This window comes from Pseudoalteromonas sp. S1650 (genome assembly GCF_005887195.1).
Lineage (GTDB): Bacteria > Pseudomonadota > Gammaproteobacteria > Enterobacterales > Alteromonadaceae > Pseudoalteromonas > Pseudoalteromonas simplex.
This window is the reverse complement of record NZ_PNDF01000069.1, coordinates 18,216-29,665: the sequence shown is the minus strand read 5'-3', so window position 1 is coordinate 29,665 and position 11,450 is coordinate 18,216. Positions and strand designations below refer to the sequence as shown.

Annotated in this window: 10 protein-coding genes; 5 read left to right on the top strand and 5 right to left on the bottom strand. The window is 42.1% G+C overall.

What is annotated here, in order from left to right:
* Positions 1-160 precede the first annotated feature (160 nt).
* Positions 161-1,330: an FAD-dependent oxidoreductase gene (locus CWB80_RS18430; RefSeq protein WP_138602616.1), complete on the bottom strand. Its 1,170-nt coding sequence runs from the start codon at positions 1,328-1,330 to the stop codon at positions 161-163.
* Between the two features lie 258 nt (positions 1,331-1,588).
* On the opposite strand from CWB80_RS18430, the gene miaB reads away from it, so the two are divergent.
* The 5 genes from miaB to lnt are packed head-to-tail and all read left to right on the top strand — an operon-like array spanning position 1,589 to position 7,047.
* Positions 1,589-3,034, top strand: coding sequence for a tRNA (N6-isopentenyl adenosine(37)-C2)-methylthiotransferase MiaB (gene miaB, locus CWB80_RS18425; protein WP_138602619.1), 1,446 nt, complete (start codon positions 1,589-1,591; stop codon positions 3,032-3,034).
* 49 nt (positions 3,035-3,083) lie between these two features.
* Positions 3,084-4,136, top strand: a complete 1,053-nt coding sequence (locus tag CWB80_RS18420) for a PhoH family protein (protein WP_054551658.1) — start codon at positions 3,084-3,086, stop codon at positions 4,134-4,136.
* Positions 4,133-4,588 (top strand): rRNA maturation RNase YbeY, encoded by a 456-nt coding sequence (ybeY, locus tag CWB80_RS18415; RefSeq protein ID WP_054561820.1) that lies wholly within the window; start codon positions 4,133-4,135, stop codon positions 4,586-4,588. Before CWB80_RS18420 ends, ybeY begins: the two co-directional genes overlap by 4 nt.
* A 22-nt stretch (positions 4,589-4,610) precedes the next feature.
* Positions 4,611-5,495: a CNNM family magnesium/cobalt transport protein CorC gene (gene corC / locus CWB80_RS18410; protein ID WP_054551660.1), complete on the top strand. Its 885-nt coding sequence runs from the start codon at positions 4,611-4,613 to the stop codon at positions 5,493-5,495.
* Positions 5,476-7,047: an apolipoprotein N-acyltransferase gene (gene lnt, locus CWB80_RS18405; protein ID WP_171041556.1), complete on the top strand. Its 1,572-nt coding sequence runs from the start codon at positions 5,476-5,478 to the stop codon at positions 7,045-7,047. The genes corC and lnt overlap by 20 nt, the downstream gene beginning before the upstream one ends.
* 19 nt (positions 7,048-7,066) lie before the next feature.
* Here the strand turns inward: lnt and CWB80_RS18400 are convergent, their stop codons facing one another.
* The 4 genes from CWB80_RS18400 to CWB80_RS18385 all read right to left on the bottom strand — a co-directional run bounded on the left by CWB80_RS18400 (position 7,067) and on the right by CWB80_RS18385 (position 11,329).
* On the bottom strand, positions 7,067-7,822 hold the full coding sequence (locus tag CWB80_RS18400) for a hypothetical protein (RefSeq protein WP_138602623.1): 756 nt from the start codon (positions 7,820-7,822) through the stop codon (positions 7,067-7,069).
* A 103-nt stretch (positions 7,823-7,925) separates the two neighbouring features.
* Positions 7,926-8,402 (bottom strand): BamJ family beta-barrel-assembly machinery protein, encoded by a 477-nt coding sequence (gene bamJ, locus CWB80_RS18395; RefSeq protein ID WP_138602625.1) that lies wholly within the window; start codon positions 8,400-8,402, stop codon positions 7,926-7,928.
* Positions 8,399-10,801, bottom strand: coding sequence for a Lon protease family protein (locus CWB80_RS18390; RefSeq protein WP_138602628.1), 2,403 nt, complete (start codon positions 10,799-10,801; stop codon positions 8,399-8,401). Before CWB80_RS18390 ends, bamJ begins: the two co-directional genes overlap by 4 nt.
* Positions 10,802-10,870: 69 nt before the next feature.
* The gene (locus tag CWB80_RS18385; protein WP_054551664.1) at positions 10,871-11,329 is read right to left on the bottom strand and encodes a zinc ribbon-containing protein; all 459 of its coding nucleotides are present in this window, start codon (positions 11,327-11,329) and stop codon (positions 10,871-10,873) included.
* Between the last annotated feature and the right edge of the window lie 121 nt (positions 11,330-11,450).

The window sequence follows — 11,450 nt, the reverse complement described above, 5'->3', positions numbered from 1 at the left end:
CAAATCCTGGTATCCCAGCCAACTACTTACTACCCTTTCAAGTTTCAAGTTTCAAGTTTCAAGTTTCTCCAAAGTATATTCGGTAATTTTTAGCGTAAAAAAAACGGGCTAATTTTCATTACCCCGCTTCTTTGTATTTAGTACGATTATTTTTATACGTTCAACTTAATGTCCCGCTAATCGCATACTTTAAAACCCAGTTCTTTGCAGGGCCTGTGTTATTAGCAAGCTTTAAAAACTTACTGCGCACCCAGCTCAGTGGTTTAATCTCGTTTGAAAAACCAAAGTAACATGCATCCATCATGCTCATCATCAGTAAATTAGCGTGGCGGCGTTTTTTCTCGTAGCGTTTTAATAACGCTTGCTGACCAACATCAGGTTGATCTGCCAAAATATCTGCCAGTGCTACAACATCTTGAAAGCCTAGGTTCACACCTTGCCCAGCAAGCGGGTTAATTGTGTGCGCCGAATCACCCACTAAAACTAAACGTCCGTGCGAGTAATCATTGGCATGTTGGCGTGCAAGTGGAAAAACAGCATGCTCAAGTAATTCAAAGTCGCCCGGTAGTTCAGGAAAATGTTCAATGAGTTTTGCTTTAAGTTGCTCATTCGACAACTTTTGCCACTGCTTTAAAACCGCAGCATCGTGATAACAAATTAAATTAGCATAAGGCGCCTGCATCGGTAGAAACGCTACAGGGCCGGTTGGCGTAAATTGTTGCCACGTTTTTACCTGCTGTGGGGCATCTAATTTGATTAACACGCCCATGCAATGCTGGCCATATTGCCAACCCGTTACACCTAAACCAGCTTTAGTTCGCAATTGTGACTGTCCACCATCTGCAGCAACAACTAAATCAGCGGTATATTGAGTATCGCCATAATGTAAGGTGATTGAATCAGCCGATTGAGTAATATCCGTAATGGCTGATAGTTGCTCTATCACTTCGATGTTGTACTTGGCGAATTGCTGCCAAAGACTTGCTTGAATTAAATTATTTTCGATTAAATGACCTAAATGCGTTTCGCCTATCTCATGGCTATCAAACAATAAATTCTCGCCTTGTTGCTGATAGGCCTCTAATTGTTGATAAGGTGCGATACGATTTTGTCTTAGTAACGGCATTGCACCAAGCTCATCAAGTAAATTCTCTGAAAAACGATTAATAGCCGAAATGCGAATATCTACCTTACCTGAGCTTAAAATGTGATCAGCATCGATAAGGTGCTTTTCAATAACGGTGACATCCCTACCCTGCTTGGCCAGTTTTACAGCAGTAGCAGCACCTACCATGCCGCCACCGACAACAATTACCTTATTTTTATTCATTTAATATTCGCTCGTTTGGCTATTTAAATACGGGATAAATTGTAACGTAATTCAATATTGCGTGTCAGTGCATTTACCGCTTATGAATTTCAAAACAGTGACTTGTTTGATTTCACACCACAAAGATAAAAACTATACTTGGATCTGTGCGGGTATCCAGCTAAAATACGCGTCCTTTAAGTCGGCATACTTGCCACTTAATCCTGTTTCTAACACATTTTTGTGTCACTACCGAATTGAAAACGAGGCTATATTTCAATGAGTAAAAAGCTGCATATTAAAACCTGGGGTTGTCAGATGAACGAGTATGACTCTCAGAAAATGGCTGATCTACTAGATGCGACTAACGGCTATCAGTTAACTGAAGAAGCTGAAGACGCTGACGTGATCTTACTCAATACCTGTTCAATCCGTGAAAAGGCACAAGAGAAAGTATTCCATCAGCTAGGCCGTTGGAAACTATTAAAAGACGACAAACCAGAGTTAATCATTGGTGTTGGTGGCTGTGTTGCATCGCAAGAAGGTGATTCAATTCGTCAACGTGCACCGTTTGTTGATGTAATCTTTGGCCCGCAAACATTACACCGCTTACCAGAAATGATTAAGCAAGTGCAAAGTGGTGACAGCAGCTCGGTAGTTGACGTTTCATTCCCTGAGATTGAAAAGTTCGACCGTTTACCTGAGCCAAAAGCGGAAGGCCCTACTGCGTTTGTATCAATTATGGAAGGTTGCTCTAAATACTGTACATTCTGCGTAGTACCTTACACGCGTGGTGAAGAAGTAAGCCGCCCACTTGATGACGTATTACTTGAAGTTGCCCAACTTGCAGAGCAAGGTGTTCGCGAAGTAAACCTACTTGGTCAAAACGTAAATGCGTATCGTGGTGAAACTCATGACGGTGAAATTTGTTACTTCTCTGACTTACTACGTTATGTCGCTGCGATTGACGGTATTGACCGCATTCGTTATACCACATCGCACCCTGTAGAATTTACGCCAGATATCATTGATGCGTACGCAGACGTACCTGAGCTTGTTGACCACCTACACTTACCAGTGCAAAGTGGTTCAGACCGTGTTCTTAACCTTATGAAACGTGGTCACACTGCACTCGAGTACAAATCTACGATTCGTAAGTTACGTAAAATTCGCCCTAACCTAAGCATGTCTTCAGACTTCATCATTGGTTTCCCAGGCGAAAGCAAAGCAGACTTTGAAGCAACTATGAACCTTATCAATGACATTGGTTTTGATATGAGCTTTAGCTTCATCTACAGTGCGCGCCCTGGTACGCCTGCTGCTGATTTACCAGATGACGTAACAGAGCAAGAGAAAAAAGAACGTTTATACATTCTGCAAAACCGTATCACGCAAATGGCGCAGCAAATCAGCCGCCAAATGTTTGATACCGAACAGCGTATCCTAGTTGAAGGTCCTTCTAAGAAGAACCCAATGGAATTACGTGGCCGTACTGAGAACAACCGAGTGGTTAACTTTGAAGGCCCTCACTCAGTGATCGGTCAATTCGTTGATGTACGTATTACAGAAGCATTGCCAAACTCTTTACGTGGTGAACTAATTCGTACAGAATCAGAAATGAACTTACGTCGTGATGTGGCACCTTCAGCTATTTTAAGTAAAGCTGCTGAAGCTGAGGCCGCTGCGGCCCCTAACGAAATTGGCGTTGCTACTTTCGTACCTTAGGGTGACACTTGGTGCAGGCACAGCCTGCACCCATCAATAGGAAGCAATTTTGAGTAATCAGTTAAAAACATTAGAGATTTATTTAGAACCCGCCGACAACAAACGCCTTTCATCTTTATGTGGTCCGTTTGACGAAAACATTAAGCAAATTGAACGCCGCCTTGGTGTTGAGATTGCACACCGTGATAATTTCTTCAGAGTAACCGGTAAACTGCACCTTGCAGCAGCGGCTGTTGAGATACTAAAAAACCTCTATATTGAAACTCAACCTATTCGCGGCCTGATTGGCGAGATTGAACCTGAAGCCGTACATTTGGCAATTAGCGAATCAAATGCGCTTGAGCAAGATGAAAACCCAGGTGTATATGGCAAAGACATGGTGATTAAAACTCGCCGTGGCGTTATTAAACCGCGCAATGATAATCAAGGCGTGTATGTTGCAAATATTTTGCACCACGATATTACCTTTGGTATTGGCCCAGCCGGTACAGGTAAAACTTATTTAGCGGTTGCTGCAGCCGTTGATGCCTTAGAGCGTCAAGAAATTCGCCGTATTTTATTAACTCGACCTGCGGTTGAAGCTGGTGAAAAACTAGGCTTTTTACCAGGTGACTTAAGCCAAAAAATCGACCCGTATTTACGCCCTCTATACGATGCATTATTTGAAATGCTGGGTTTTGAGCGTGTAGAAAAGCTAATTGAGAAAAACGTGATTGAAGTCGCGCCCCTTGCTTACATGCGTGGTCGTACGCTAAATGACGCGTTTATTATTCTCGATGAAAGCCAAAACACCACAGCAGAACAAATGAAAATGTTCTTAACCCGTATTGGTTTTAATTCAAAAGCGGTGATTACGGGTGATATTACTCAAGTCGATTTACCGCGCGGTGCCCGCTCAGGCCTACGTCATGCCATCGAAGTATTAAACGGTGTCGATGAAATTAGCTTTAACTTCTTCCAATCACACGATGTGGTTCGCCATCCGGTTGTTGCTCGTATCGTTGAAGCTTATGAGCGAAACGATGAAGCAGAACGTTTAAAACGTGCAGAGAAACAACGTGCGAAAGAAGCGCAAGCAAACCAACAAGAAGCAAACTCGTGACCGAATTAGATTTACAAATAGCCTGTGAGTTTGACGACTTACCAAGCTTTGAACAATTCCAGCTATGGGCTGACAAAGCCCTTAGCAACTACCGTGAAGATGCAGAGCTGACTATAGTGGTAAGCGATGAAGCACAAAGCCAGCAGCTCAACAATGATTACCGTGGCAAAGATAAACCGACTAATGTCTTATCTTTTCCATTTGAAGCACCACCGGGCATTGAGTTACCTTTAGTAGGTGATTTAATCATTTGTCCGGCTATTGTTTTAGCCGAATCAATTGAGCAAGAAAAAACCTTTCACGACCATTTTGCCCATATGGTTATCCATGGATGCTTGCATTTACTTGGATTTGACCATATAAAGGACGAAGATGCACTTGAAATGGAAAGCATAGAAAAGCAATTACTTGCCGATCTGAACATCGCTGACCCATATCGAGACGATATTTAAATTAACGGAGCAATTAGACGCAATGAGCGACGACAACTCGCAAACTAGCCAGGGTTCTTCTGGCAAAACGTGGCTGGGCCGCATAGCCCAAATGTTGCAAGGGGAACCCCAGAATAGAGAAGAGCTGGTAGAAGTAATTGCCGATGCGCAAGAACGCGACCTTATCGACCCTGAAACCAAGGATATGATTGAAGGGGTGCTAGGTGTATCAGAGCTGAAAGTGCGGGACATCATGATCCCACGCTCGCAAATGGTAACCTTAGAGGTTGATACACCATTAGAAGAGCTATTACCTATGATGGTTGATTCAACACATTCACGTTTTCCTGTGGTATGTGAAGACAAAGACCATGTTGAAGGTATTTTATTAGCAAAAGATTTATTACCACTGATCATCAACAAAGATGAGCAACTGCCTTCTTTACGTGAATATTTGCGTCCTGCAGTTGTAGTGCCTGAAAGTAAACGTGTAGACACGCTGCTTAATGAGTTCCGTCAACAACGTTACCACATGGCGATTGTTATTGATGAGTATGGTGGTGTGTCTGGTCTTGTCACTATCGAAGATATCCTTGAAATCATCGTGGGTGAAATCGAAGACGAGCACGATGAAAGTGAAGACCTACAAGATATTCGCCAAGTTGCAAAGCACGTTTACGCTGTGCAAGCGCTGACTGAAGTTGATGACTTTAATGAGTATTTTAAAACCGGTTACAGCACCTCAGATGCTGACACCATAGGTGGTATTGTTTTACATGCATTTGGCCACATGCCAAGCCGTGGTGAAACAATCGAGGTAGAAGGCTTACAATTTAAAGTCACTAACGCAGACAACCGCCGTATCTTACAATTGCAAGTCACCATTCCAAAGGCTGATGATAACGACAGTGAAGAAACTGCTAACTAACCTAAGTCACCTTGCGAAAGATAAAAAAGCCTGGCTCGCACTTGTTGCGGGCCTCTTTTTAACCTTAAGTTACGCACCCTATAACCTATGGTTTATAACTTTTCTTTCCCTTGGTGCTCTACTCTACTGCATTAACCCTCTCGCAAACGGTAAATTAGCCGCTAAACAAAGTGCTAAATATGGCTTTTTATTTGGTTTAGGTTGGTTTGGTGCAGGTATAAGCTGGGTGCATGTATCAATAGCGACCTTTGGTGGCATGCCATTAATCGCATCAATTTCGTTAATGGTGCTGCTTTGTGCTTATTTAGCCCTTTACCCTGCATTAGCTACATGGCTGGCAACACGCCTTGCTAAAGGCCCATATAGCTTTATATGTTGGTTCCTCGCCGCTATCGCAACCACAGAATACTTACGTGGCACATTGCTAACAGGCTTTCCGTGGCTGAGCTTTGGTTACACGCAAACAGACAGCCCACTTAATTTTTTAGCCCCGGTAATTGGCGAGTTTGGGATTACGCTTGTATGTATGTTAATTGCGTTTGCTTTATATCGCCTAGCAAATAAAGATGGTAAACCTCTTATCGCCTCTGTAGCTCTATTAGCTGGCTTAAATGCGATTGCAAGCAGCAGCCAGCTACACTACCAAGATAAAACCATTAAAACTGTACTGGTGCAGGGTAATATTAAACAGCACCTTCGCTTTGAGCCGTCTGAGTTTTGGACGACTATGAGCAAATACCAAGATATGACTCGCCTGCATTGGAATGCTGATTTAATTGTTTGGCCAGAAGCTGCTGTGCCTGAGCTTGAAGCATTATCAACCGAGTATTTAACAGGCCTTGATAGTGCTGCAACGTTTAATGACACCGCACTTATTACCGGTATCGTTGATTACCAATACGACACACGTAACATTTTTAATACGCTAATTGTGCTGGGTAAAAAAGAACACAATGACAGTGAAGGTCATTATCAGTATTTAGGTAAAAACCGCTACCAAAAGCATCAGTTATTACCTATTGGTGAATTTGTGCCATTTCAGGACTTCTTGCGCCCAATTGCGCCACTGTTTGATTTGCCTATGTCATCCTTCACTCGCGGTGATGAAGTGCAAAACAATTTACGCGCTAATGGCTTAAATATCTTGCCGGCTATTTGCTATGAAATTGCCTTTGCCGACTTAGTTCGTGGTAATTATCGCAGTGACTCCGACATTTTATTCACGGTGAGTAACGATGCATGGTTCGGTGACTCACATGGCCCGCATCAGCACATGCAAATAGCGCGTATGCGCGCCCTAGAGTTACAGCGCCCACTAATTCGCGTGACCAACAATGGTATTAGCGCCGTTTACGACCCTATCGCTAAATCACAATTAGCTATGCCACAATTTAAAGCGGATGTACTTGAGGCCAATATCACGTTAATTAAAGGCGATAGCATTTATAGCCAATATGGCAATTGGCCAGTGTGGGCGGTGGTGATACTACTCAGTGCTGTTGGTGTGCTTGTAATAATTAAGTCTAATCAGCAGGTACCGTATCCCAAATAAAATACGATACCTGCTATTACTAATACGAAGGGAAACAGGTTATCTGGCTTTTTAGATCATCTTTATCACCTGTAAAAGTCACTCTACATGTGTATTTTTTAGCTCTAGCGTAATTAACTATTGCACTATTAATTTTTTCTGTTCTTTCCCAATAATTTAAATCATTTCCCCTTTCAATTTCAAATACCAAAACATTGTTGTTTAACCTCAAAACAACGACTTCAGGCATATCTTCGCAACCCGATGCAGTTATTTCACAGAGAGACATTGCAATTCCATTTCTAGAATTAACAATAAACTTTAAGGGGCTTTCACTCTTTTTCTGATTTTTTGCGAGATTATAGACTTCATCAACAGTGCGGGTACCTGCTGCATTCACCACCCCTTCAATAAACTTATTGGCTAAGCTAGAACGTGCAGTCATTGACTCTCTAACCATAGGTACAGAGTGAGTGCTAAAATCGAAGTCGGGATCAGGGGCCAAGTTCTTGGAGTGTGCAACATTACAACCAGAACAAGGGGCACCACTTTGAACATATATGTAGTTTTGTTTCGAAAGTGTTGAAACAACATAATCATAAAATACATCTATTGGCTCCAAGTCGTTAGAGATCATAAATGTATAATTTATCTCGCCCGAAGAGGATTCAGATGCGGAAACTTGTATCTCCTCACCATATCTATTTTCGAAGAAAAAAACCAATTTTTCGCTTCCAAACACTGTCATTGGAAATGCTAAAAAATAAGAGCAAACAATTAAAACCCGGACAATCATTTTAAATCCTTTTTGTGTAATTATCAGGAACTAAACGATATCAAGTAGCCGAACTGAAAACAAGTTGTGAACGTTAACTCTAAAAAAGCAGTACAAATATTCTTTAAGATTCTACAGTTATCAGCTCTACATCAAATATAAGTAGCGAGCCTGCTGGAATGCTGCCGACGCGTTTACGGCCGTAAGCAAGCTGAGGCGGGATATAAAAGGTAAATTTATCTCCTTCGCTCATGAGTTGTAAGCCTTCGGTCCAGCCTGCAATGACTTGGTTTAGACCAAAGCTAATTGGTGAGTTTCTTACCACTGAACTGTCAAAAACACTGCCATCCATAAGCGTACCGTGATAGTGAACCTTTACTTTACTGGTTGCACTTGGCTTTGTGTCATTACCTGAACTTTGCTCAATTTTGTATTGCAGCCCAGATGCGGTTTCATGAACATCATCGGCTTTACTGTTATTCGCTAAAAAGTCCGCAGCGAGTTTTTCATTTTCAAGGGCTTGTAGCTTCGCCTTTTTGCTGTTTTTAAAGATTAAAAAACAAAAAATACCAATGATCAGTAAAAGTATTAAATTAATCATTCTGCGTCCTTCTCATCATCATTGTCGCCATTTACGATATCTGCAATATTGGCAAGCCTTGCTAAGGCTAGCGCGTTAATAGAGCCTTCAGGGTAACCTTCTGCGGTCATTTCACCTGCGTCTTTATCCATTAATAAGCTGAGAGCTTGATCAACCGTTTCAACGGCATAAATATTAAAGCGCCCTTTTTCAACGGCATCGAGTACTTCGTCATCAAGCACTAAATTAACTTGGTTTGATTTAGGAATAATCACCCCTTGCTCACCGGTTAAGCCTCGCATTTTGCAAAGTTTGAAGAAGCCTTCTATTTTCTCGTTTACGCCACCAATTGATTGCACATCACCATGCTGGTTAATTGACCCTGTCAGTGCAATAGATTGGCTAATAGGTAAGTTCGTAATGGCTGATATAAGCGCGCACAGCTCTGCTAATGAGGCGCTATCACCGTCGATGTAGCCATAGCTTTGCTCTATTGCGATATTGGCACTGAGCGTTAGGCTAAATTGCTGAGCATACTTATTACCTAAGTAACCGGTTAACAGCATCACCCCTTTTGAGTGAATGGCTTTACCCAGCTCGGCTTCACGTTCAACGTCAATTACGCCATCTGCACCTGCGTATACAGTGGCTGTTATGCGTGCAGGTGTACCAAATGAGGTATCGCCAATGTGCAGCACAGTTAAGCCATTTACTTTGCCCACTGCGTGACCTTCGGTTGCAATTAAAATTTGCCCTTCTTTGATATCACTCAGCATAGTTTCTGAAATTTGCCCTGTGCGGTATTGCTTACCAACAATGGCTTCATCTATGTGATGAGCATCAATCACGGTTTGGCCATCTTGTTTGGCATAAAAACTGGCTTCTGCCACTAACTCTAATACATCTGCAAAGCGAGCTGAGAGCTTGTTATGGTGCTCAGCTTGGCGATAACTAAACTTTAATAATCTTGCCATTGCAGCTTCATTTACGGTGCAATTAAGTGTTTGCTGACAATATTCAGTTACCTTGGTAATGAACTGATATTGCAGTTTATCGCTACTTGGTAAGTAATAATCAAAGTCAGCAAGGACACGGAATAGCTCTGCAAACTCTTCGTCATATTCACCTATGGTGTAATAAAGGTCGCGAGAGCCTAGCAGCACTATTTTTACATCAAGAGGAATAAGCTGCGGACGTAACGTAAAGCTACTTCCCACAGAGCTGTCTTGATAAGGTAAGTCGTTTTTGATTTGATGCGTTTTTAGAGAAAGCTTAAGGCCATCCCACACTTGTGGGTTCGCCATGACTTTTTCAGCATCCATAATCAAATAGCCACCATTAGCACGGTGCAGTGCACCTGGCTGAATTGAACGGTAACTGGTGATAAGCGAGCCTTGTGAGGTCGCATATTCAATTTTGCCGAAAATATTGCCAAAGGTCGGGTTTGGCTCATACACCACAGGGGCTGCATCGTCCTCTTTGTATTCGACTAGAATATTTGGCGCAAAGAAGTCTGTGAGCATCCCTTTACGGTCAAAGTCTTCTTTATTTTCGTCGTTTTCATCATCGTCGAGCCATTCAAGTACCGCATCAATGATTTCTTCACGAATATCTTTTAAATAACGCAACACACCGATGTGCGTCGCGTATTTATGTTCAAGGGCTTTAATGAGTGGCTTAGTGGCAAGCTCAGCAGTTGATTTTTTAAGGTTACGCAGTTTTTCAGATGACTCTCGTTTCCAACGAGGAAGCTCAATTAATGCTTCGATTAACGCATCTTCAAGCTTTTCGATAACCTCATAAAATTCGATACGCAATGGCTCATCAAGGGCTGAAAATTCACTGTCGCTCAATTGTTTACCATTCACTAAAGGCGCAAATCCCACAACACCATTTTCTTCAATCAGTGCCACACTTTGCTCAAGAGCTGCAATTTCAACAGCAGTAATTGCCGCATCGTAAGTATCGGTAAACTCACGGTCGATTGATTTTTTCTTGCGTTGATAACCCGGGTTATCAAAAGCTGCTGGGAATGTATCGAGTACTTCGTCGATAAATGAATCTATATCGTCAGCTAACTGCTTTGATTGACCTGCTTGCATGAATAACGCGATTGGCTCGCGGTGGTCATCATAGTTGTTAACATACAACCACTCATTAGGCGTTGGGCGGTCTTTTGAATGGGCTGTGAGTTTGTCTTTTACTAAGGTGTAACGACCATGAGCCGCTTCACCCATCACATAAACATTGTAACCCGGTAATTCCATTCCGAGTGAAAAGTCGAGGGCACTTTGTGCACGTTGTTGACCAATAAATGGCAACGCTTCTGGATATGGGTTTTGCATACAAGTCGCAACATGACTTGCGGCAATCTTAGGCGCTAACGCAGAAATAGGTAGAGGGATTAGTTTTTTTGTCATTCTAACTTCTTATTTCCCAGTCTTGACTGGGCATTATAGGTAACGCCCAGCACAAGCCTGCGTCACTGATTAAGGTTGTAATGCCTTACGGCGAAAATAAATACCGCCACATTCAGTACAAGGAGTAATTTGCGTAGCATGGTAAACATCGTAACTATGCTGACAATTTTTACATACTAATGTGCCCATGGCTATCCATTCTCCTTCCTGATAAACACCATTGTGTTGAAAATCTTGGTTTAAGGCCTGCCATTCGAGCTGAGTTTTATCTTCAATGTGCGATAACTCGTACCAAAGCGACTCTTTAAGCTCGAGCCATGCGAGTGAATCATAGTGACTGTCGTTTTCTTTGATGTGGTCGATATCGCGTTGTAGATAGTCACGATACTGATTGAGCTTTTCTTGCCCTAAGTCTTTAAGTGCCTGCTCTGATTCAACAAATTTTTCCATTGCATCTTTTAGCTCATGATCTTTTACGTCTTTGAGCCATGCACTTAAATCGCTCAACCAAGATTTATAATCTGCCATCGTTTACTCCTTCAAAAATGATGAAAAATCAACCGTTATTCTAGTTGAGTATAGGTTAACCTGCCCTGAAAATATATTTCCTTGGAAAATTAACAAAAGCGCCTATTTGCCGCTGTGATTA

Excerpts from the sequence above, each read along its gene's own strand:
- corC (WP_054551660.1), top strand. The coding sequence starts at position 4,611 with ATGAGCGACGACAACTCGCAAACTAGCCAGGGTTCTTCTGGCAAAACG.
- CWB80_RS18390 (WP_138602628.1), bottom strand. The coding sequence starts at position 10,801 with ATGACAAAAAAACTAATCCCTCTACCTATTTCTGCGTTAGCGCCTAAG.
- CWB80_RS18400 (WP_138602623.1), bottom strand. The coding sequence starts at position 7,822 with ATGATTGTCCGGGTTTTAATTGTTTGCTCTTATTTTTTAGCATTTCCA.
- miaB (WP_138602619.1), top strand. The coding sequence starts at position 1,589 with ATGAGTAAAAAGCTGCATATTAAAACCTGGGGTTGTCAGATGAACGAG.
- CWB80_RS18430 (WP_138602616.1), bottom strand. The coding sequence starts at position 1,330 with ATGAATAAAAATAAGGTAATTGTTGTCGGTGGCGGCATGGTAGGTGCT.
- bamJ (WP_138602625.1), bottom strand. The coding sequence starts at position 8,402 with ATGATTAATTTAATACTTTTACTGATCATTGGTATTTTTTGTTTTTTA.
- CWB80_RS18385 (WP_054551664.1), bottom strand. The coding sequence starts at position 11,329 with ATGGCAGATTATAAATCTTGGTTGAGCGATTTAAGTGCATGGCTCAAA.